This window comes from Candidatus Chlorohelix allophototropha, from assembly GCF_030389965.1.
GTDB classification, from domain to species: Bacteria; Chloroflexota; Chloroflexia; order Chloroheliales; family Chloroheliaceae; genus Chlorohelix; species Chlorohelix allophototropha.
This window is the reverse complement of sequence record NZ_CP128399.1, coordinates 1,170,704-1,193,576: the sequence shown is the minus strand read 5'-3', so window position 1 is coordinate 1,193,576 and position 22,873 is coordinate 1,170,704. Positions and strand designations below refer to the sequence as shown.

At 47.7% G+C, this 22,873-nt stretch carries 20 protein-coding genes and 1 pseudogene; 13 read left to right on the top strand and 8 right to left on the bottom strand.

The genetic code is table 11. The features are described from left to right. Positions 1–5 precede the first annotated feature (5 nt). Positions 6–1,202 (bottom strand): TQO small subunit DoxD, encoded by a 1,197-nt coding sequence (locus tag OZ401_RS05035; protein ID WP_341469616.1) that lies wholly within the window; start codon positions 1,200–1,202, stop codon positions 6–8. A gap of 259 nt (positions 1,203–1,461) precedes the next feature. Between OZ401_RS05035 and OZ401_RS05030 the strand changes: the two genes are divergently transcribed. Beyond that, complete coding sequence (locus OZ401_RS05030; RefSeq protein WP_341469615.1) at positions 1,462–1,662, top strand: hypothetical protein; 201 nt, start codon at positions 1,462–1,464, stop codon at positions 1,660–1,662. 50 nt (positions 1,663–1,712) lie between these two features. Here the strand turns inward: OZ401_RS05030 and OZ401_RS05025 are convergent, their stop codons facing one another. Further along, on the bottom strand, positions 1,713–2,237 hold the full coding sequence (locus OZ401_RS05025) for a DUF6141 family protein (RefSeq protein ID WP_341469614.1): 525 nt from the start codon (positions 2,235–2,237) through the stop codon (positions 1,713–1,715). Between the two features lie 371 nt (positions 2,238–2,608). On the opposite strand from OZ401_RS05025, the gene nuoG reads away from it, so the two are divergent. The 11 genes from nuoG to OZ401_RS04970 all read left to right on the top strand — a co-directional run bounded on the left by nuoG (position 2,609) and on the right by OZ401_RS04970 (position 15,985). Next, complete coding sequence (nuoG, locus tag OZ401_RS05020; RefSeq protein ID WP_341469613.1) at positions 2,609–4,627, top strand: NADH-quinone oxidoreductase subunit NuoG; 2,019 nt, start codon at positions 2,609–2,611, stop codon at positions 4,625–4,627. Between the two features lie 13 nt (positions 4,628–4,640). Then, positions 4,641–5,639, top strand: a complete 999-nt coding sequence (gene nuoH, locus OZ401_RS05015; protein ID WP_341469612.1) for an NADH-quinone oxidoreductase subunit NuoH — start codon at positions 4,641–4,643, stop codon at positions 5,637–5,639. Positions 5,640–5,691: 52 nt separating this feature from the next. Continuing rightward, a complete protein-coding gene (locus OZ401_RS05010) occupies positions 5,692–6,378 on the top strand; it encodes a NuoI/complex I 23 kDa subunit family protein (protein WP_341469611.1) in 687 nt (228 codons plus the stop codon). A 6-nt stretch (positions 6,379–6,384) separates the two neighbouring features. After that, on the top strand, positions 6,385–6,894 hold the full coding sequence (locus tag OZ401_RS05005; protein ID WP_341469610.1) for an NADH-quinone oxidoreductase subunit J family protein: 510 nt from the start codon (positions 6,385–6,387) through the stop codon (positions 6,892–6,894). 6 nt (positions 6,895–6,900) lie between these two features. Further along, positions 6,901–7,203 (top strand): NADH-quinone oxidoreductase subunit NuoK, encoded by a 303-nt coding sequence (gene nuoK / locus OZ401_RS05000; RefSeq protein ID WP_341469609.1) that lies wholly within the window; start codon positions 6,901–6,903, stop codon positions 7,201–7,203. A gap of 26 nt (positions 7,204–7,229) precedes the next feature. Beyond that, positions 7,230–9,170, top strand: a complete 1,941-nt coding sequence (gene nuoL / locus OZ401_RS04995; RefSeq protein WP_341469608.1) for an NADH-quinone oxidoreductase subunit L — start codon at positions 7,230–7,232, stop codon at positions 9,168–9,170. A gap of 8 nt (positions 9,171–9,178) precedes the next feature. Beyond that, positions 9,179–10,672, top strand: coding sequence for a complex I subunit 4 family protein (locus tag OZ401_RS04990; RefSeq protein ID WP_341469607.1), 1,494 nt, complete (start codon positions 9,179–9,181; stop codon positions 10,670–10,672). A 25-nt stretch (positions 10,673–10,697) separates the two neighbouring features. Then, positions 10,698–12,221, top strand: coding sequence for an NADH-quinone oxidoreductase subunit N (locus tag OZ401_RS04985; protein WP_341469606.1), 1,524 nt, complete (start codon positions 10,698–10,700; stop codon positions 12,219–12,221). A 10-nt stretch (positions 12,222–12,231) separates the two neighbouring features. Continuing rightward, the gene (locus OZ401_RS04980) at positions 12,232–13,155 is read left to right on the top strand and encodes a glycosyltransferase family 2 protein (RefSeq protein WP_341469605.1); all 924 of its coding nucleotides are present in this window, start codon (positions 12,232–12,234) and stop codon (positions 13,153–13,155) included. A gap of 55 nt (positions 13,156–13,210) precedes the next feature. Then, the gene (locus OZ401_RS04975) at positions 13,211–13,963 is read left to right on the top strand and encodes an enoyl-CoA hydratase/isomerase family protein (RefSeq protein WP_341469604.1); all 753 of its coding nucleotides are present in this window, start codon (positions 13,211–13,213) and stop codon (positions 13,961–13,963) included. A 99-nt stretch (positions 13,964–14,062) separates the two neighbouring features. Then, positions 14,063–15,985 carry a tetratricopeptide repeat protein gene (locus OZ401_RS04970; protein WP_341469603.1) on the top strand — a complete coding sequence of 641 codons (1,923 nt, stop codon included), beginning with the start codon at positions 14,063–14,065 and terminating at the stop codon, positions 15,983–15,985. Between the two features lie 99 nt (positions 15,986–16,084). Here the strand turns inward: OZ401_RS04970 and OZ401_RS04965 are convergent, their stop codons facing one another. Then, positions 16,085–18,085, bottom strand: a complete 2,001-nt coding sequence (locus tag OZ401_RS04965; RefSeq protein ID WP_341469602.1) for an Ig-like domain-containing domain — start codon at positions 18,083–18,085, stop codon at positions 16,085–16,087. Positions 18,086–18,292: 207 nt separating this feature from the next. Further along, positions 18,293–19,252: an aldo/keto reductase gene (locus tag OZ401_RS04960; protein ID WP_341469601.1), complete on the bottom strand. Its 960-nt coding sequence runs from the start codon at positions 19,250–19,252 to the stop codon at positions 18,293–18,295. 439 nt (positions 19,253–19,691) lie between these two features. Between OZ401_RS04960 and OZ401_RS04955 the strand changes: the two genes are divergently transcribed. Then, positions 19,692–19,916, top strand: a complete 225-nt coding sequence (locus OZ401_RS04955) for a cold shock domain-containing protein (protein ID WP_341469600.1) — start codon at positions 19,692–19,694, stop codon at positions 19,914–19,916. Positions 19,917–20,325: 409 nt separating this feature from the next. Here the strand turns inward: OZ401_RS04955 and OZ401_RS25875 are convergent, their stop codons facing one another. The 4 genes and pseudogenes from OZ401_RS25875 to OZ401_RS04940 form a co-directional block, all read right to left on the bottom strand. Beyond that, a complete protein-coding gene (locus OZ401_RS25875; protein WP_425607608.1) occupies positions 20,326–20,598 on the bottom strand; it encodes a DUF1963 domain-containing protein in 273 nt (90 codons plus the stop codon). A 17-nt stretch (positions 20,599–20,615) separates the two neighbouring features. Further along, a pseudogene (locus OZ401_RS04950) lies at positions 20,616–20,759 on the bottom strand (ISAzo13-like element transposase-related protein); the annotation flags it as partial. Positions 20,760–20,802: 43 nt separating this feature from the next. Further along, positions 20,803–22,464: an ABC-F family ATP-binding cassette domain-containing protein gene (locus OZ401_RS04945; protein WP_341469598.1), complete on the bottom strand. Its 1,662-nt coding sequence runs from the start codon at positions 22,462–22,464 to the stop codon at positions 20,803–20,805. A gap of 149 nt (positions 22,465–22,613) precedes the next feature. Continuing rightward, positions 22,614–22,754 carry a hypothetical protein gene (locus OZ401_RS04940; protein WP_341469597.1) on the bottom strand — a complete coding sequence of 47 codons (141 nt, stop codon included), beginning with the start codon at positions 22,752–22,754 and terminating at the stop codon, positions 22,614–22,616. Positions 22,755–22,873: the final 119 nt, after the last annotated feature.

Here is a 22,873-nt window from a genome sequence, read left to right as displayed (position 1 = left end):
AAGCACTATTTAAGCTGATAAATTATATTGCCGCTATTATCTACCGAAACATTATAGGCTTTGAGCGGTCGGTTAGCAGGTCGGCGCAAAACAGCCCCGGTATTGGGGTCAAAGCGCGCCCCATGGCAAGGACACTCCAAATACTGTTGGTTTGGGTAGTAAGTGACCTCACAACCCTCATGAGTACAAATACTGGAAAAAGCTTTTACCGAGCCATTGCTATTATGAATAACGATAGCTCGGTCACCGGTATCGGGCGTTATGAATTTCAAAGAACCTCCCACAGGCAAACTGGCTATAGCCCCTAACACTTTACCGTTTATCGGCGCGCTGGTATTAGCTACAGCGGTTGTCTTTGTCGCGTTTGCGGGTGTAGAAGTGGTTGCGGTGAATTGCCCTTGAGCGGTGGTGGTTACAGGTTGTGGATTATTGGCAAATGGATTGGTGACAGGCGTGGAAGTAATAATCGGGCTAGTCTCAATCGGAACGCTCTGTGTTGTCGAGTTGGCATTGCGATTTGAAACTGAATTAAACCAAGCTACTCCGGTTAAGCTTCCGGCGACAAGAGTCCCACCCGCAACTGCTAGAAAGTGCCGCCGCGCCTGCGTTCTGACCAGTTCAGGGTTGGGTGGATGTACTACTGCGCGCTTACCCTGTTTCAGTATCTCCTGACGTTTGCGCTCATTAAGCCATAGCTGTATTTGTCCATCAAGACTCCATACGGGATGTGCCCCTGCTAATGCCAAGACCAGCCAGCCCATCGCATAGGGTAAGTCCGAGGCAAGGAAAAAGGGAGTTACATTCCAGGTAGTACTTACCCACAAAGTCAGGCTAATAACCATGCCGAAGAAGGCGGCTGTGCGACTGAACAAACCCACTAACGTACCAAGACCGATAGCAAGCTCACCTGCCAGCATCATAACGCCGAACAAGGTGGCGTTGGGTACTGCTACTGAGGTCAAGAACCCACCGATGGGCGAATTCTGAGCGAACCCGGTAAGCTGGTTGCCAATATATCCCGAAGCGTTAGGGTTTAAGAAATCTAGATCGAATAATTTATCTATACCGGCGTAGAGAAAGGATATCGATAGGAATAGGCGGAGAGGCAGAACGGCGGCGCTGGCTGAGATAACCGGGGGGGTTATCGGAGCAGGCGCAGGTTTAGTTCGCTGCGGTTCTCGTTCTTTAAGTTTCGGTTGCAAGAGTTACCTCATTTCATACAATACTGCTTTTAATTCTTCTGCTAATTGTAATGAAGAAAATCTTTACAAATGTTAGATATTAGTAAAGTAAGTTGTAAGAAATGCTTAAAAATTGGCGTTTATTGTTTTCCTGACCGAAATGTATAACAAGAGGAAACTCAAATAAGCCTTTTGTACCTTGTCATTATGGCAATAGGTTAGTATAGTAAGAATGAAAAGAGTGATAAAATTTACTTTTCTAATGTTACGAGGATCGTATATGAGGCAGAAAAAACTAACAATTATTCTTGTAGGCTTGCTGATATTGGCGTTGGTTAATTTACCTTATATTATTGCTTTTTTTCGACGTAAGAAATATACGGAACGCATAGAGATACCAAGCCCGCCCTATTATCCAGAAGACCAATCCGGCGTATATTATACTTCCGGTGAGGTCAAGATGATTGGTCATAAAAAATAGTTAGATCTGAGCGTGGTGGACAAAAAGTTCGACCCACGCTCTTTTTTGTTTTAACCCTTTCGCCCCTGTTCGATTGCCTGTAAAAGTTCTTCGGGTTGTTGCGAACCGAGCAGAATCTTTTTACCGTTCAACAGTTCCAACATTACTCCCCGATTGCCAGTGACGTTATAGGCAATGCTGCCCTTGCCAAGACGTATTCCCCAACCACCATACTCGCGTAGCGGATGATACTGGCGCAACTGTGCCGCTGCCAGTTCGTCAAATTGGACTTGCCGAAACCTAAATTGCAAAGAGGTAAAGCGATAATAGATACCATCCCCACGCACTTCTACTATCAGACGGTTTGACAGGAAGAAGTAGGGGAAAGCAATTCCAAATACAAGCCATAAAGCTACCAGTATGAAATCGGGTGCAGGTTTGTTGCCCAATTTGATGCCCAATACCAGTTGTACAAATGCCATTATCCACATCATTGCAGCAATTGAGCATAATAATAACCAAATCCACCATTGCATGAAGCGTTGCACCTCACGGAATTTTAAGGGATTATCCCCAGTTTTAGTATTGCTCACCATTTCATTTTGCTCCACAAAAATTTCTTAGTCTCGCTATTATCTATTATAACCCTAAAAGTAAATATAAAATCCTTAACAGATGGGGTTATCAACTGAAATACAAGCTGCAATATTGCGAATTTTGTAACTTGTGTATATAATAGTGCGAATACAAAAGCAGTTCACTGGAGATATTCCAAAAATTTACACTAAATTTATTATTGGCTTCAGCGCAGACGCCTATACTCTAGGAGTATTAACCTATTCAGGTTTGCAGGTGGCGCTTTTGCACAATAATCAAATAACAAATTGCATATAGTGGCTGCCCGTAAGATAATATGCCACTGTATTAAATTATATTGGGCTGAAAATTTTATAGATAGGTATTTGAAATGTCTGAGCAAATAACGCTCACTATTGACGGCAAAACGGTGTCTGCTGCCAAAGGCGCAACTATTTGGCAAGCTGCTAAAGATGCTGGAATCTTTGTCCCTATATATTGCTACCATCCGAAAATGCCTCCTTTGGGCGCATGCCGAATTTGTATGGTGGAAGTTGAGAAGATGCCCAAACCGATGGCTGCTTGTACTACGCAGGTGTCGGAGGGAATGGTGGTTCACACTGAAAGTAAACTTGCCAGCGATGCCCGTTCCGGTGTGATGGAATTTTTACTGATCAACCACCCGTTGGACTGCCCAATTTGCGACAAGGGCGGGGAATGCGATTTACAGAATTACGCGGTTGAATTTGGGCAGGGAACCGGGCGCTTCCACGAGCACAAACGCCACCTTGATAAGGCGGTTGAACTTGGACCTACCATTGTGCTGGATCGCGAACGCTGTATCATGTGCCAACGTTGCGCTCGTTTTTCGCAACTAATTGTTCAGGATGAAGGCTTGATTATTGCGGAACGCGGGGCGAAAGCCGAAATTTCTACCGTTCCCGGCAAAGCCTACGATTCACAATTTTCGGGCAACACCGTTGAGATGTGCCCGGTGGGGGCGCTTACCGCGCGTACCTATCGCTTTAAAGCCCGCCCGTGGGAATTGCGTCACTCTGCCAGCGTTTGTGCTCATTGCTCGGTCGGTTGCAATATCACCATTGATACTCGCCTCAGTCGCGAGGTGGTGCGCTTCATGAGTCGTGACAATGAAGCAGTTGATGATGGCTGGTTGTGTGATCGCGGGCGCTATGGCTACGGTTTTATCCACAACCGTGAGCGACTCAAATCTCCTCATGTGCGAAACGCCAACGGTAAACTGGAAGCAGTTACATGGCAACAGGCGTTTGATTACCTTGCCAAACGGTTGGGCGAGATTATCAAAGCAAATGGGGCACAATCAGTTGCGGTGCTACCCGGTTCTCATGCTACCAATGAGGAGATTTTCACCTTACAGCGTTTCGCCCTTGAAACTATCGGGACGGATAAGCTGGTTTATCGGGGTGGAAATTTCGGGAAATATGCAACTGCCGACCTTCCCCAATACTTGACCGCAACCATTGCCGGAATGGAAAAAGCTGCCGCAATTCTGGTGGTAGGGGCGGACATCAGCGCGCGACAGCCGATTCTCGAACTGCGCCTGAAAAAAGCCCATCGAAACGGCACTAAGTTGCTATTTCTGGGTGGAAACCCCGGCGCGTTAAGCCGCTATGCCACTAAAATTGAGACAGTCGAAACTGGGAAACTGGCGCAGACGGTGGAGCAATTATTACGCAAGCCGAATTCGGATATAATGTCCACTCTCAAGGCGGCAGGTGAGGTGGCAATCTGGTTTGATGAAGCCGACACCCTTGCTCCCGGTAACGAAAAGCTGTTTGAGATGCTGGTACAACTAGCACAAGCAACCGGAAGTTTTGGCAAACCCGGAGTTGGTTTGGGGGCGCTTTCTCAGGATAACAACAGTGTGGGCGCGCGCAATATCTCCGCTGTTGCCAAAAGCAGCCTGAGCTATAGCGGGTTTCTAAGGGGCGAAGGCAATTTGAAAGCCGCGATGGTGATGGGTACAAACCCCCTTACTGATATAGCGCTATACGGTGGCAAGGCAGAAAGCCTGACAGGTCTTGAACTATTGGTAGTGCAGGAAATGTTTATGAGTGAGACGGCACAATTGGCGCATGTGGTTTTACCGGTTGCCAGTTTTGCTGAAATCGAAGGCACTTTTACCAATTTGGAAGGGCGTGTGCAGAAAATAGAGCCTGCCATCCCGCCCATCACTGGTACTGCGCCCAATATAGCGATAATATACGAAATGTCATCACGTTTGGGTAAAGCACTCCCTGCGTTGAGTATTGCGGATATTTTTAGCGAGATTACAAAGACAATCCCTGCCTTTGCCGGCTTAACTTATGAGGCGCTTGGCGAGCAGGGCATAATTAGCGGGCGGGCTGAACTCGCTTCCAAATCCTTGTAGCAGGGAGACCTGAATGAGTTGGACTGATTTTCTGCAATTTGTGATAAAAGCCTTTATTCTTACAGCCGTGTTGTTGGGTGCGTTTGCTTATATGACCTTGTTTGAGCGCAAGGCAATAGCACGCATGCAGAACCGCTACGGACCAAACCGGGTAGGTCCATTTGGTACGCTACAGCCGATTGCAGACGGGGTGAAGCTGGCATTTAAAGAACACATCGTTCCAAAAAAAGCGCAACGCCCGCTCTATGATATTGCGCCTATGTTGTCGCTGATAGTGGCAATTACCGCTTATGCTGTGATACCGCTTGGTCCCGCATCGCTAGAAATATTCGGGGCAAAATTCTGGGTAGCCGATATTAACATTGGTATCCTGTTTATCCTCTCGATTTCTTCGCTGGCGGTGTACGGAATTACGCTGGGCGGTTGGAGTAGCGGCAATAAATATTCGCTGATGGGCGCTATCCGCTCGTCTGCGCAGATAATCAGCTATGAATTGAGCTTGGGCTTGAGTTTGCTAGGAGTTATAATCCTTGCTTCCTCGCTCCGCATGAATGACATTGTAGAATCACAAAAAACGGTCTGGTTTGTATTCCTGCAAATACCCGGTTTCATCATATACTGTATCGGGGCAGTGGCAGAAGTAAACCGCGCTCCCTTTGACCTACCGGAAGCGGAACAAGAACTGGTTGCAGGTTATCACACCGAATACGGTGGTATGCGCTTTGCGATGTATTTTGCGGCAGAATATATCAATATGGTCACGGTTAGCAGCATCGCCACCACAATGTTTCTAGGTGGTTGGCAACCCCCGCTATGGTTCTTGCCTGTCGAGTTGGGTCCACTATGGTTTGTGCTAAAAGTGCTGGTATTTCTCTTTGGATTTATATGGTTGCGCGCTACCTTACCGCGTTTGAAATATGATCGCTTGATGCAACTAGGCTGGAAATGGCTCTTGCCCTTGGGGGTTTTGAACCTTGTAATTACCAGCATAGTAGTGGCACTGGTTTCTTAAGCTATATAAGTTTTGGGCTATAACCTGAAACTCTCAAATAAAAGGTGTTGTAATGGCGAATCCGTTTAAAGTTACGGTTAATACCTTTAAAGGTATGGGTATTACCCTCAAGAATATCTTTCACAAGCCGCTTACGGTGCAGTATCCGGAACATATGCGCAAGTTACCGCCCCGCGAGCGCGGCAGACATGTGTTGCACCGCTATGAAAACGGTTTGGAACGGTGTATTGCCTGTATGCTTTGCAGCGGAACTTGCCCGGCAGATGCGATTTATATCGAACCGGAAGAAAATGATCCTACCCAACCGGTTTCGTTTGGCGAAAGGCATGCGCGAATTTTCCAGATAGATATGCTGCGCTGCATTTTCTGCGGTTATTGTCAGGCTGCTTGCCCAACCGGCGCTATAACTCTTGAAAGCAATAATTTACTGGTCAGCTACACTCGCGAAAAGATGCTTTATAACAAGGAAGATCTTATAGAGCCTAAAGGGACAGCCACTAGAGGCGCGGCGTTGGCGTGGGAACCTACTCCACCACCCGAAGCCAAGGCATTAATCCCTGATTTTGAAGGACTATTCGATGGCTGGCGCACCACGGCGGCAGCGGTTGGCAAGGGAAACCTTGTGCCGGAAGCGTCCGGTCAGGTAGATACTCCCAAGCCGCTACGCAAGGAAGCCCCACTCATTCCACCGGGTCAGGCTGTGCCAAAGAGCTTGCCGGGACAAAGGGAGGAAGAATAACTTAGAATGGAACAGGTCATTCTGTTATTGATGGGTGTTATAGCAGTTGGTTCCGCGTTGGGGGTAGTACTCATGCCGAACGCGATTTACAGCGCGATGATGTTGCTGTTAAACCTGTTGAGTCTGGCAACTCTTTTCTTGCTACTGCATGCCCAGTTTATGTTTGCGGCTCAACTGATTATATATGCGGGCGCGATTCTGGTATTATTCCTTTTCGTGGTAACACTGCTCAACCCGGAAGGTGAATATATTTTTAGAGACAAGCGGCGTATGCAACGTGCTGCCACTATCAGCTTTGGGCTGTTTCTAGGGGCAATGCTGGTGGGAGCGTTTCTGGCGGCTTTCAATAAGACACAGCCTGTTTTTGTGTCAACTGACGGCACAAACGGCTCGTTTGGCTCGGTGGAAGCCTTCGGTATAGACTTGTTCACCCGCTTTCTGTTGCCTTTTGAACTGACCTCGTTGGTGTTGTTGGTCGCGTTAATCGGCGCGGTGGTGCTTGGGAAAAGAAAGTAAATCCTGATGAGTGATGTAACATTCGGGCTGCTGATTAGTGCGGTAATTTTTGCGGTGGGGGCTATGGGCGTGTTGCTGCGCCGTAACCCCCTCGTACAGTTTATGTCTATCGAACTGATGCTGAACGCGGTAAATCTCGCGCTTATCAGTTTTTCTGCCAGCCTCGGCACCGAAGAAGGACATATTTTTGTGCTGATGGTGCTGACGGTGGCGGCGGCAGAAGCAGTAATCGGTTTGGGAATTATTGTGGGTTTGTTCCGCAAGCGCAACCGGATTGACGTGGATGATGTCCACTCGATGGATGGGTAAATAAGCGGCGCTTCTGGGAGGATTTTGTGGCTGAAGCTATCGGGTTGGTAGTACTGTTTCCCCTCTTGGGCTTTCTGGCGATTGCCCTGCTGGGAAATTCTTTAAGTGAAAAAGGGGCGGCATATCTGGCATGTGCGGCGGTGGGCTTTGCCTTTCTCGCGGCGCTGGCATCTATACCCGCCGTATATGACCCTAAAGATGTATTTTCATATACATGGACGCAAGCAGGAAACTGGAAATTCAGTTTTGGCTTGCTGGCAGACCCGCTCTCGGTCTTTATGTGTCTCATCGTGACCGGAGTCGGCTTCCTCATCCACCTCTATTCGATCGGTTATATGACCGGAGAACACGGCGAGCCGGAAGCGGATTATCGCCGTTTTTTCGCCTACATGAACCTATTCGTATTCTCGATGCTGTTGCTGGTAACAAGCAACAACTTTATTTTCCTGCTGGTAGGTTGGGCAGGGGTAGGTTTAAGCTCGTTTCTGCTCATCGGTTTCTACAAGGACAAGCCGAGTGCGGTTAAAGCAGCGCGCAAAGCGTTGGTGATGAATACTATCGGCGATGTGGGTTTGCTGCTGGGCATCTTCGTAATAATCCTTAATACCGGAGCGGCTACTTATTACAACGCTTTCCGGGGGGCGGAATTTGCCGCCGATGGAGGTTGGCGCGATATTGCGTCAATCCTGTTGCTGATTGCGGCAGTGGCGAAATCGGCACAATTGCCTTTGCATACATGGCTTCCCGATGCGATGGAAGGTCCAACCCCTGTTTCGGCTCTTATACACGCCGCAACTATGGTTACAGCCGGGGTTTATCTGATAACGCGGGCGCATCCCATCTTTGCCTACTCTGAGGTAGCGTTGATAGCTATACCCGTAATCGGGGCGGCATCAGCCGTGTATGCTGCCACTTGCGCTATCACCCAGACTGACATTAAGCGAGTGCTGGCATATTCAACTATGAGTCAGCTAGGTTATATGTTTATGGCGGCGGGCGCGGGCGCGTACGAAGCGGCGATGTTCCATCTCCTCACCCATGCTTTTTTCAAGGCGCTGCTGTTTCTCTCGGCGGGTGCGGTCATTCACGCCATCGGGGGCGAGCAGGATATACGCAAAATGGGCGGGCTTGGCAAGCAATTGCCGCTGGCGCGTTGGACATTCTTAATCGGCGCGTTGTCTATCAGCGGTATTCCGGTGTTTAGCGGTTTCTTCAGCAAAGAGGCAATTTTCGCCGCTTATCCTTTGTTTGGCGGGAAAGAAGCGCAGGTGGGCTTTGGCTTAAACGAAACCGGACATATTATACTGGGTTGGGTGGCGTTGCTAGTGGCAATAATGACTGCTGCTTACATGTTCCGGCTGTACTTTCTGGTGTTCAGCGGACCGAAGGCAAAGAACTATCATCCGCACAAATCACCGCTAACCATGAAACTGCCCTTAGTGGTACTTGGCGCATTATCGGTGGTGGGCGGTTTTGTGTATGTGCCGGGCGCATACAACTTGCTGGAAAAGTGGTTTGAAAAGGCTCACGATTTTGGTGCAACCACTCCCTCGCGTTGGCTCTCCATCCCTTACGAGACAATCGAATGGACAAATGTGATCGGCGCGGTGGGAGCAGCGATAATCGGCTGGTTTATAGCCTACGGAATTTTCGGGAGAGCGGAACGGGTTGCACCTTCTAATGAAGTAAGAGGTTTTGCCGCATTTCTGCAAAACGGCTGGTATCTCGACAAACTTTATTATGCGGTGGTAGCTACTCCGGTGGTGTGGGTGAGCAAGTTACTCACCAAACAGGCGGATAAGGATGTAGCGGAAGCGTTGGACTGGGGCATCGGTGGCAGCCTTTGGGCGGGTAGTAAGCTAATCCGAAAAACTGAAACAGGCTATGTAAGAAATTACGCGCTGGGAATTTTGGTAGGCGCGGTGGCGTTGCTGGCATATGTGCTGGTAGCGGCAATACAGCGGTGAAATAACTAATGAGCATGATTGAAATTCCGTTACTCAGTCTAATAATATTCCTACCATTTGTAGGTGCCTTGCTGTTGCTGGCGTTGCGGCTGCCTCAAAAAGCCTCCTATTGGTTGAGCGTAGTGTGGTCGCTGGTAGTGTTTGCGATAGCGGTAGGGCTGCTACTGAACTTTGCGGACGGATCGACCTCCGGTTTTGCCTTTAGCGAAAAGCTGGAATGGCTCAAACCGTTAGGCATGAACTATCAGGTTGCGGTGGACTCAATCAGCGCGTGGCTGATAGCTTTAACCGCTTTTGTGAGTCTGGTAGCGGCTTTCAGCGCGCGTGAAATACAAGGTCGTCACAACTATTTCCGAGCTTGGCTGCTGACCCTTGAAACCGGGATTCTCGGCGTTTTTGCTGCTACCAACCTGCTCAATTTCTACGTTTTCTGGGAAGTAATGCTGATACCAGCGTATTTTCTGATTGGGCGTTGGGGCATCACTCGTGAGCGGGTGAAAAGCGCGATACGCTTCGTAATATATACGCTGGTGGGTAGCTTGCTGATGTTGGTAGCGATGCTAGCGTTGGCTTTCCTGACCGTTCCGGCGGGTGGGCAACCTTCTCTTGATTTACTGGTATTAAAGGAGCGCATTGGCGGGTTGGATCGCAGCACGCAGGAATGGCTGTTTCTGGCTTTCGCGGCTGCTTTCGCCGTAAAAGTCCCGCTGTTTCCGTTGCAAGCGTGGCAACCGGATGCTTACGCTGAATCGCCCACTCCGGTAACCATTGTGCTGGCAGGGGTGATGAGCAAAACCGGAACATACGGTTTCTTGCGTTTTGGTATATTTCTGTTTCCGACAGCTTCGCAGACTTTTGCGCCTTTAATCTGTATTCTCGCCCTTGCAAGTATTATCTATGGGGCGTTGGCGGCGCTAGGACAAACCGACCTGAAGCGTTTGCTGGCTTACAGTAGTCTCAGCCATACTGGTTTCATAGTGCTAGGATTATTCGCTCTGAACAATCAGGGGGTGAACGGCGCGGTGTTGCAAATGATTAATCATGGCATCACCACTCCCGCGCTGTTTTTAGCGGCAACCGCTCTTTCCAATCGCACCGGAACTACCGAATTGGCGGGGATGGCAGGCTTGCAAAGTCGTATGCCCCGACTGGCAGCGCTCTTTCTGATTTTGAGCCTTGCTTCGCTGGGTTTACCCGGCTTGAATCAGTTTGCGGGTGAATTCCTGATATTGGGGGGGGCATGGCAAGCTTCGGCATGGTATGCGGTAATCGGCGCGGTGGGCGTTGTGTTGGCGGCGTGGTATAGCATCAGGATGTTCCAGTTAATCTGGCACGGACCTCGCGCTGAAAATGAAGTTCCGGCGTTGGCAAAAGCGCTAGATATGCGCCCGGTTGAGTACCTAGTGTTTGTGCCGCTTGTGGCTTTAATAGTGCTGCTTGGGCTTGCACCGGCGCTGGTGACAAGTATTTTCGACGGTAGCGTAAGCACGCTGCTTAAATAAGCTTATTATTTCAGAAAATTATATTATGGGATTGTCTGCAATTAACGCGCTGTATCAGGTAAAAATAGATAAAGCCGAACTGGATAAACTGGGTCAAATCGAGTGGGGTGCTCTTTGGCCCGCATGGATTGTGTCGGGCGGTATCTTGCTGATATTGCTAGCTGACTTGATATTGCCAAAATCGCAGAAAAATGCGTTGGCAATACTCAGCTTTATCACTTTAGTGGCTGCCGTTGCCAGTGCGTTCACCTTGATGGATAACAAAGCATCGGCGTTTCAGGGTATGGTAGCGGCGGATGATTTGAGCCGCTATATGGCTGCCCTTATATTCGGCGCGGGTGCTTTGGTGATTCTAGCATCGCCCGATTACTTTTCCCGCATCGGGGTTGAGGCACGCAGCGAGTATTACGCGCTGATGCTGGCAGCCATAACCGGGATGTGGTTGCTGGCAGTTTCCCTTAACCTGATGGTATTTTTCGTAGCGCTGGAACTGTTCTCGCTGCCGTTATATGTGCTGGCGGGTTTCTTGCCACGTAGCTTGCGTGGTCACGAAGCGGGGTTTAAATATTTTTTGCTGAGTAGTTTTGCCACTGCCTTTATGCTATACGGTATGGCGCTATTATTCGGAGTTTCCGGTACTACTCAATTTAATGGCATCGCTGCGTACTTCACCAAAAATGGAGTCAGTGGCGATTATGGCATATTAGCCTTGGTGGGCTTGGGAATGCTGTCGGTGGGCTTTGCCTTCAAGGTTTCCGCCGTGCCCTTCCATATGTGGACACCCGATGTATATGAGGGTTCTCCTACACCCGTGACCGCATTAATGGCGGTAGGCACTAAAGCCGCGATTATTGCCGCTTTCTTGCGAGTCTATACCGGAATGCTGGAACCCATTAAGTTGCAATGGCAGCCGATTATCTTCGTACTGGCAATCGTGACAATGATTGTTGGCAACATGATGGCGCTTTCACAGCAAAGCGTAAAACGTTTGCTGGCTTATTCAGCAATTGCACAAGCGGGTTACTTGCTGGTGGGTATTGCTTCTGACAATTCGTTAGGGCGAGAGGGCGTTCTGTTTTATCTATTTTCCTATACGCTTATGACATTGGGCGCATTTACAGTGATATTGGCGTTGGAAGGTCCTCGTGGAGAAGGACAGGATATCAGCTACTTTACCGGACTAGCACGAAATCACCCCGGTCTTGCTGCCGTAATGACCGTATGCCTTCTTTCGCTGGGTGGGATTCCACCGACTGCGGGTTTCTTCGGTAAGGCGCTGGTATTCGGTTCGGCGGTTCAAGCGGGTGGTTGGTATCTGGCGCTGGCGTTGGTAGGGGTAGCAACCAGTGTAATTGCCGTTTTCTACTATTTTCGGATTGTGGTACAAATGTATATGGCTGGTGACAGTACCCGCAAGGTAGTAGAAGGACGACCCGGTTGGGCATTGGTCTTTGTATTAATGGTAACATCTATTGGCACACTTACGCTGGGCATTCTAGCCGGACCGGCTTTTGAATGGGCGAAGCAAGCCGTAGCTTTTCTGAGATAAACGAAGCAGCATGGATCTCTCAATAATTGTGGTTAGTTACAATACCGTAAATCTGACCCGCAAATGTCTTGCCTCGGTTTTTTCTAATCCGCATCCGCATTATACCTTTGAAATTATTGTGGTTGATAATGCCAGCCGAGATGCTACCCCCTTAATGGTGAGGGAGGAATTCCCGCAGGTTAAGTTGGTGGCGAACAGCGCTAACCGGGGCTTTGCCGCTGCCAATAATCAGGGCTATGCACAGGCGCAAGGGGACTATATTCTGCTACTCAATCCCGATACGGAGGTTATCGGCGATTCCATTTGGAAAATGCTGGACTTCAGCAAGCGCACGCCAAATACCGGAGTGGTAGCGCCTTCGCTATTATATGCTGATGGTTCATTCCAGCACAGTGTTTTCAAATTTCCAAGTTTATGGCAAATCTTCTTTGATTTTATTCCCCTCAACTGGCGTTTCACTGAAAGCGGTTTGAACGGGCGGTACCCGCGTTGGATGTTCGAGGGGGCACCCTTCAAGGTAGATTTCCCACTAGGGGCTTGCATGCTCTTCAATCGCACCGTAATCGAACAGAACGGTTTTATGGATGAGCAGTTCTGGATGTATATGGAGGAAATTGACCTGTGTTACCGGGTCAGGCAAGCAGGCTGGGAGATATTTTGCGTACCATCCGCTCAAATAATACATCATGCCGGGGCAAGCAGCCGCCAGTTTCGCGATGAGATGTTTTTCCAACTTCATAAAAGTCGCGCTTTGTTTTACCAGAAGCATCACCCTTTACCTTTTCGCCTCGCCGCAAAGTTTCTGACCTTGCTAGGGTTATTCTGGTTGACTCTCAAAGCAATATGGGCGAGGATTTCAGGTAAAATGAAAAGTGAAGAATTTTCGTCCCGGCTAAGCGGTTATAAGCGGGTGGCGGGGCTTCAGTTTCGGTAAGAGTTTTGGGTTGGGTAGCCCGTTCTACCCGGATATATGCCAGGAGGGCATGGAGATGATCGAGATTGTAAGCCACGGAGTAGTGGATGTAGTACATATCAAGTATGGCAAGGCGAATGTTCAGGATTTGGAATTTTGTCAGGAGTTCTTGCGCTGTCTGGAAGAGTTGCGCGAATCCGATGCACGGGCATTGGTACTAACCGGGCAGGGGAAGATTTTCTCGGCAGGGGTGGATTTAAAGCGCGTAATATCCGGTGGCGCTCCTTACATCCGAGAATTTCTGCCGGTTTTAAGTCAGTTATATGAAACCCTTTTTTTCTATCCAAAACCGGTGGTGTCGTCGATAAACGGGCATGCCGTAGCGGGTGGTTGTGTGCTGGCATGTTTAGCGGATTACAAGGTAATGGCGTTGGACGAGGAGCGCATTGGTGTGCCGGAACTGTTGGTGGGCGTGCCTTTCCCGATGATTGCGTTTGAAATTATGCGCTTTGTGTGTGACCCGCAGCATTTTGAAGAATTGCTATACGGTGGCGCAACCTTTCCGGTGGAGAGCGCCTACTCGCTTGGTCTGGTGAATAGGCTGGTAGAACCGGAGAGATTGCTGGAATATGCTATCGGTGTGGCAGAGAAGATGGCGGCGCTTCCGGCGGAGGCTTTTGCACTGACCAAGCAGCAAATGCGCGCTCCGGTACTTAAACGATTACGCGAAGAAGGCGTAGAATTTGATAAAGCGGTGATTGATTGCTGGGCAAGCCAAAAATCACTTGAGTCTATCCAGGAATATGTTAAACACACACTGAAAAAATAAAGGCTAGAGCGTTTGTGGTAAAATAAATGTCGGGGAGAATAATCTGCCCGATGTTTTTGTTTTATAATCATACAATTTTGTTAATTTGACTAAGGAAATATGACGCAACCTGCAACTGCTCCAGAAATAATTATTATTCCCAAAGCTAAGAAACCGCCCAAGATGCCTATCTGGGTACCTATGACGCTGGTTACTATCGCGCTGGTGTCGCTTACGGTGGTTTTTCTAACCGGACAGGATGCTGCTTCGGGCTTGGGGCAAGCCGGCTGGGTTTCGGCTGTTATTGCCGGAGCGTGTGTGCTTGGCTTTTTAATTACGCTGGTTCGCAAACGCACTTTTCTGGGCTTTAATGGGCTTGCCTATTTAATCTTGGCGGTTTTTTTCGTGGCGATTGGGGCAGCAGGTATATTGAGTGAAACTCCGGTACATACCTTACAAGCTGACGCATTTAAGAAAGAAGGTAATTTCGAGCAGGCAATAGTCGAATATCGCAAAGGCATAGAAAACAATCGAAGCCTTAACATAGCCGATTCGTATTTGTTGTGGGGCAATGGGCTACTAAAGGACAAACAGTTTGAAAAAGCCATTGTCGCTTATCGTGCCGGTTCTGCACCTGAGTATAAGGGAATCCGACAGGGCGATTTAGCGCGTAAGAGCATCGGGCAAGCTTATCTGGAGTGGGGCTTATACCTTGAGGATTTTGAGCAAAACCCCGATCAAGCGTTGATAAAATACGATGACACGGTTAAGGACGGCTCAAATTCGGAAGCCATTGATAAGGCACGCTATCAGGCACAGGGTATTATTTTCCAAGTAGGTGACCGACAATTTGATAACGGTGAATTCGATAAGGCGGTAGCCACTTACCAGAGCGCCATTGACCTGTATGGCGGCGTGCAAGCCGACCTGAAACCCTATATTTCCAAAGCGTATTTGGCGTGGGGTAAAATGTTGCTGACGCAGGGTGATTATGAACAAGCTCTGAAAAAGTTGGATTTGAACTTTGCGTATGGCAACGATGTAGGTGCTTATAATCTCGCCATTGTGGATTGTTACACCGCTAATGGCAAGAAACTGTTAGCAGAAAATAATTATAGCGACTTAATTGCCACACTTACTCCTGCTTTTACTGCTTACGGGCGTTATGATAGCCGTAGTCAATTACAGGGGTTGCTTGGAGAGGCGCTGATGGCACAAGGTAGCAGTGCGGAAGCCGCCAAAGATTACCCAAAAGCCATTGATAACTATGAAAAGGCGTTGACCTATGTGGTCAATAAGGTAGATGTAACCAGCGATTTAAAGTTGCGCCTGTCCAATCTGCACTTACAATACGGCGATGACCAGTTTAACCAGCAGCAGTTTGAAACCGCTATTAAAACTTATCAGCGTTCGTTGCAATATTATCCGAACCCACCTTTAACTGCCCAGTTCCGCACGAATTTAGCCCGTTCTTATTTTAACTGGGCGCAGCAACTTGAGAAGAATAACGATTTTCAGAACGCGCTAGATCGCTATCGCCTTATTTTGAAAGATTATAGCGATCAGGTGGATTTCACCAAGCAAGCCAGTGATGCTCAACCGCGTGTGTTGCTGGCGCTGGCTAATAAGCTGAACGATGATAAGGATTATGCTAACGCTATCACCCGTTATCAAGAATTGGTGGATAAATTCGGAATTACCAGCCAAGGTCAGGATGCTAAGAATAAGCTGGAAGCTTCTCAGGATGTGACGGTGACGGTGTTAGACCGCAACGGCAAGCCGCTTTCAGGTCTTAAGGTGAAGCTAGATGAAAGCTGGACTAAAACTGCCAACGGTTTTGAACCTAAAGGGCGTTCGTTAGATTTTACCACCAATGATAAAGGTTCTTTTACTATCAAGTTGGTTCCAAATAAAAGTTGGATGATGAGCTACTATAAGAATGGCAGTTACTCCGTAGCAGCCTACGGCGACTCTCCTGCCAACTTGGTAAAATCCGTTTCTCTCCGTGCTACTTCTTCTAGCCAGAGCGTACTGCTGCCGTAGAAGAACAAAAGGACAAGGGGCGTAGTAAGAAATTTAGCCTGAAGCGCAAAGTCCAATAAAAAACCTCCCCAAATGCGGGGAGGTTTCGCTTTTAAATGTTTAGTAACCGTTTCCGTAGCGCCATTTGTAATAATGTCGCCCTACGTTGCCCATTTCGACCTTGAACGGGTCAGCGTTGGATGGTGTGAAGGTTAGGACTCGCCTTTCAAAGAGTTGAGTCAGTACATCACGATCAACACCACCAACAATAACATGTGTCCAATATGGTTCGGTAAGCGGCAAGCCGTAGGTGGAAAGCCAATCGGAAACAGTGCCGTTCAGATAGCTACCGCCCAGATTGATGACTCCCTGCTGATTCATAAAATCCCAGAAGACCTGCGGGATGTTATGACCGAGGTTGTTGTCATAGTAAACGTTTATGATGTTGTACACCGCCGCACCGGGATTTACATTGATAATGCCATCTTTAGAGATGGTGGCAATTACGTTTTGTCCCGTCTGGTTAGGGGCGCGTCTGTCGTTGTTCAATGAAGCGATATTGTAAAAACTGTAATAGGTAGGCGCATTAATATTGGTTTCGGTTTGGTCGCCTGCGATGGCGATTTGGGCAGGCACACGCGGTATGTACGAGTTATCGCCTACTTGCGCCAAGCCGGAAATCATTTCGCGTACTAACAAGCCGTTGGAGGTGCTGGTAGCATCGGCGTTGTTTGCCTCCATACGCGCTTTATCATGGTAATTTACGATACGAAATTGCCCATCGTATGGTTCAAGCAAGATAGAGAATCCGTAAGGTTGGTCGCCCCATGTCCATGAACGCGCTGCCTTGCCGTTGAATACCGGGTCGTCTGCTCTGCGCCAAAGTTGGTAAAAGAGCGGGTTAGTGGCATCGGCAGCAACAAGAGGGAAGTAGCCGCCACCAACTGGAGCAGGCTGCAACGGTTTTGGCTGCGGATATGCCGGAATCCCCGGTGTTGGGGTGGGTACGGCAACCGGGGTTTGAGATGGGATTAATACAGGTGGCTGTCGGTCTGCAAGGGGTGTTGTACCACTTCCTGAAGTGGTAGTAGCTGCCACAGTGGTAGCCACACCCGTTCCGGTTGAGCCGGTTGTGAATGACCAGCTAAGGTTCAAAGACCCTTCTAGGCTAGTTGTTCCGCTAACTGACACATTATAAGTGGTGTTTGCGATTAACGGTGCGGTAGGAACAAGTATAAGGGCGTTATTCAACGCATCAGAGACTACTGACGAAGGATAGGAACTTGATTTGGGATTAATTCGAGTAACTGCAAGGGCGCTACCACCCGCAGGTGTAATCGTAGCACTAGTAATACTTACAGTGTCGGTTGGGTCAAAAATAACTGTAACAGGATAACCGGCTGGATAGGCTATGCCGAGATTTGTAATATTACTGGGTGGATATTCGCCTTGAGACATCGTTGTAGGTATAAACTGCTGGTTTCGGGCGGGCCATACCAATGGCTGGAATATTGGTGCTGGAGGTGTGTCGTCGATCATGGCAGCACCACCCTTCGCAAGAACGACAAATTTAGCATCATTGGAGCCAATATTGGATATACCCAAACCAACTCCACCCAAGCGAGGGTTTAACACATAAAGGCGATCAAATACACTGTTCAGTAAGGCATTGATTCCCTGATCCATGCTAGAAAAGTTGTTTGTAGTGCCCAGCCAAGGTTGACCAGGGCGGCTTACGCCCCATAATGCCCCTAGTACGCCCTGCGATGTGCTACAACCAGTGGCAACATTTTCAGTTAAAGGGTCGTTAGCGCTGTTATCGCTGACCGCATATATATATATAGCATGTGCCAGTACATCAGCACTAAATAAAGTAGTGGAACTTTCAGTTACCGGTCTGACCTGTGTACCGCCATTTCCTATATTCAGCTTGGTACGTGCATCGTTCCATTGGCTTAGTCCTAAAGCGCGCTGAGCAACTTGAGTACTGTCACTAGTATTGACGGCGAAAGGGCAGGAAATCAATGTAGCACCAGCAGTTGAGCCGCTGATAACTAGCAACAAACTTGCTACTGCAATAAGCGCAACCAGCAAAAGGGGGGTGAGCCTTGAAACCTTCATGTCGTTACGTCCTTACAATTATGTGTTAATCCCTTGATTAAAAAAACTGCGAGCAATTATCTGAATTCTGTGCAGCCTAAAACTCGACATAATATTCCTTGTATTTACATAATAACAAATAATATCAAATCTTAAAAGGGGTTTTAGAACCAAAATAGAAAAAAGGATGGCATAAACGTGCCATCCCTTTAGGATTATTTTGTGGAACTATAGCCAACTGGAAACTGAGTCGAGTCGCTTGATTTGTTCCTCGCTGAGCCTTATCTCAGGGGCTGCCAGCGAGCTTTTCAGTTGGGCAACCGAGTTTGCTCCGATAATCGGCGAGGTGATGGCAGGTTGAGCTAACAGCCATGCCAGCGAAACTGCCGAAGGGTTGCTGGAGGTTTCGTCGGCTATTTTCAGCACTTCATTTAGGATTTTCCAGCCCTGTTCGGTAGCGAATTGGTTTGCTACACTGGAAAGGCGTTTGCTATCCGGCATGTTGTCGCGCTGATATTTGCCCGTCAGGAAGCCTGCTGCTAAGGGGCTGTAGGGGATTACTCCAACACCAAATTTTTCACAGACCGCTTTTAGCTCACGCTCGTATTCAGCGCGCGTAATTAGGTTGTATTTAGGCTGAAGCGTGTCGTACCGGATGGTATTATTTTTATCGGCGCTCCATAACGCCTCCATCAGTTCCCACGCTTTGTAATTTGATGCACCGAGATAGCGAATTTTGCCATCACGTTGCAAATCGTCAAAAGCCCGTAAGGTTTCATCAATTGGGGTATTTTCATCGGATGCATGCGCTTGGTAAAGATCGATATAGTCGGTTTGAAGGCGGCGCAAGGAAGCCTCAATCGCGTCGATTATATGTTTCCGAGAAAGCCCCTCATCGTTGGGACTGCTACCCATAGGATGCCGCAGTTTGGTAGCAAGGATGATTTGTGAGCGATTACCACGCTCTTGCAGCCATCGCCCGATAACTTCTTCTGCCACCCCACCGGGATTACCCTCTGCCCATTTGGAATAAACATCGGCGGTATCGATGAAATTACCGTCTGCTTCCACAAAAGCGTCCATAACTTCAAATGCGCTTTTCTCGTCGGTTGTCCAGCCCCATTGCATCGTGCCAAGACATAAAGCCGAAACTTTTAATCCGGTGCGTCCCAGATTTCGATACTTCATTTTATTTCCTTTCTGCCTAAAAAACTGAAAACTTTAGCAATAATTATATACTAACTTAAATATAGGTAAATAAAGATGAACAAAAGTAAAATATTATACATGTTTAAAATAAGTTTGATAAAAATTTGACAATCGAACTCAAAATATGATAATATCTTATATAGATGCATGAGCTATGAGTTAAGGTAACACCTTAAAGGCTACCACGTCTGCAAGTTTACAAACCACAAGAATCCATTACATCTTTCCTCCATTATCGTTGGCAGTATTAATGCGAAAACGAGGTCGGTACTGGTTTTTGTTTGCCTGAAAACTTGACAAGGTGTATCTTTAGCCCCTGGTGTGAGCATCTATGCGTTAATAGTAGTTGCTGTACCCGATCGTGCTTTACCAGATCTAGCACGTAGTACACAGATGTAAGAAAGGGAGGAAGTCTCCGGTGAGAACAACAGGTAAGGTTAAATGGTTTAATGATGCCAAGGGTTACGGTTTTATTGAGCGCCCCGGCCTCGAAGATGTGTTTGTTCACTTCTCCGCGATTCAGATGGAAGGGTTTAAGACCTTAACCGAGGGTCAAGAAGTCGAGTTTGATATTGAGAACTCCGGCAAAGGTCCTCAGGCGGTTAGTGTATCACTTCCCTCGAGACAGACCCAGTTAACCTAATTCGTGCTAGCTAGACTGGCGTTCAAAACACATGCGGGATTTTAAGAACATTCCATATTAAATATGGCAAGAGGCGTGGGAAACCACGTCTCTTTTGCTTTTATAAGTAACAATTCACCTCCTTGCCCACGATAAAAGGTAGTAGCGGTTAGTGAACATTCCTGTGACCCCATACTGGCAGGTTAAGCAACGGCATGAAAGGGAGCAAGGTTAGGACTGTGAGCCAAAGAAATAGTTACCCCAATAAGCGCAGTGTGCTTTCCACGAGAAACGTAGAAAAAGGAATTTGAGCCTAATTTTGATATTTTCATAAACTTTACGAGTAGGAAATTTTGAACATCGCTTTTTAGAGCATATTTGATGGGAATTTGCCAGCACTGGATTCCGACCTCGGGTTTGGGACGGTTTCCTATGTACACTGCATGATTAACCATACTTTATTAAAATCTAACTTTTCCAAATCTTGTTTCCGGATAAAGTAATAAATACGTCCGGTATCCCCCCACTCGGTATCTGGAACAGCATCTGAATTGATTTGTAAAAGGAGAATCCAATCCTTAATACCGCTTTTTAACGACTCTCTACGCGGATCATTAAATTCGGTTACCCCATTGGCTTCCAACTGACATTCACGATGAACATTCCACTGTAGCCATAGCTTCCCTGGAAAGCTTAACTCCACGCTTGATACAGCTTGTCAATATCTGGAAACTTGCCCTTCCAAGCCATACTCTGTGCAAATCTTTTCACTGTTTCCAGACAGTCCAGGATGTCGCGATTCCAGTGCTGTTCTAGAATACCCCAGCACCTTTCCACCGCATTGTACTTGCTATGATAGGGTGGTGAGCCGCTTGCCTCAAAAAGAGTATTCTCCAAACTGGTATCCTTACCTTTTAGCCGTTATGGAGGGCTGAATAATCTTACGCTTCTGCTCGGTATAATAGCTGTAGCCACCCGGATAATCCAGCACCATACCCTCTTCTAATTCAAGAATCCGGCTACAGCTACGGTCTAGAAAGTAGCGATCGTGCGAAATAGTCAGCATTGTGCCATCAAAGTTATTCAAAGCCTCTTCCAAAACTTCGGTTGAGGTAATATCCAAATGATTGGTGGGTTCATCCAGTAACAAACAATTGACCCCGCTGAGCATCAAGCTCGCCAATTGTAAACGGCTTTTTTCACCACCGCTCAGCTTGGAAATTGGTTCTTGCGCCTGCCGGAAAGTAAAAAGAAATCTGCCAAGTACGCTAATAGCTTCATTTTCCCGGAGTGGGCGCAAATTTCGGATGAGTTGAAGCGGTGTAATTGATTGATCAAGCGTTTCATGCTGTTGCGAATAGTAGCCAAGCCGAATTGAGGGACCAACCCAGATTTCGCCTTCGGTAGCTTCCTGCAAACCAAGTAACAGGCGAAACAGCACTGATTTACCTGTGCCGTTTTTGCCAACCAAACCTACCCGCTCACCGCGACGCAAGGTAAAGTCCACATCAAGCAAAACCAGATTGTCATCAAACGCTTTGGCAAGGTGACGCGCCTCCAGCACCTTCTGACCTCCCCGCTCAGCCGATTTGAATTTCAAACCGATTTTGCGCCGCTCTAACACCGGACGTTCTATTTTATCCATTCGGTCAATCTGGCGTTGCTTGTTACGGGCTTGCTTAATATGGCGCTCATTTACCACTATGCTTGCCCATAGCTTAAAGCGTGTAATTGCCTCTTCCAGTTGCTTGATTTCTTTTTGCTGAGAAACATAGTCCTGTTGTTGCTTTAAAAGGGTCAACTCGCGTTGAACAGTATAACTGGAATAATTGCCCTGATAGAGCGTTAGAACGCCATTCTCAAGCTCGGCAATCTCCTCAATGGTATCGTCCAGCAAATAACGGTCGTGTGAAATCAGAATCAGCGCACCGGGAAAGTCCTGAATAACTTCTTCCAGTCGCGCCTTACCCTCCAAATCAAGGTGATTATCCGGCTCATCCAGCAAAAGCAAATCAGGTTGGCTGACGAGGCAGCGCGCCAAGCCCACCATTTTGCGCTGACCACCACTGAGCAGCGATACGGGATATTGGTGCATGTCGGCTGGCAAACCCAATTGCTCCAGAAAACCCCGCGCTTCATTCAACAAACGAGGACCGCCAATTTCTTCATGCTTTTCAAGTAGCTCAGCCTGTCGTTCCAATAACTCGCCAAAATGCTGCATATCTGCGGCATTTTCCGGTTTGGCAAGTTCCGCCTCGATTTTCTCCAAAGCTTGTTCAAGCGCCTGTATTTCGGGTTTTCCTTTTAAAACTTCCTCAAGCGCACTAGTCTGATCTTCGCCGTTAAATTCCTGTGGTAGATAAGCAACCTTAACACCCTTTCGCAAGATTCGCTCACCTTTGTTCAAACCCTCAACCCCTGCCAGTACCTTTAACAAGCTCGATTTGCCTGTCCCATTTTGACCGATCAAACCGATTTTCTCACCATCGTTCAAGCTCAGGCTAAGCTGCTCAAAAATTATGCGAGTACCATAGCTCAAGCCTGCCTGTTCAAGTCGAGCGATCAACATTTTCTAAAACCTCCATATTACAGAACTCTAATGAAATCTATGTAGGTGAGCTAGGGCAGGCGTAAAGGCAATGTCATCAATTAAAACAAAAACGCCGCGAGCCTGCCAACCAGCCCACGACGTTTTCGAGAGATTTCGCTAATGTGCGGTTAATTCATCGCTTTTAAGCCCTGTAATTCACGCACAAGCGCCACCGAAAAATGGGCATAGTACGGCATGGACAGGGCGAAAATAAAGCCTTTAACGCTCAAACCATCCTTGCTATACAATTTGCTTGGTCTTGCCCACATTTTCCTGAAACCTATTCAACGAATAGCGCTCACAAATATATACATAATTTCTAAAACCTTTTTCTATCCTATCAAAGTTCTTTATCAGGTACAATAGGTCGATTGGAGTATCTCCGAAT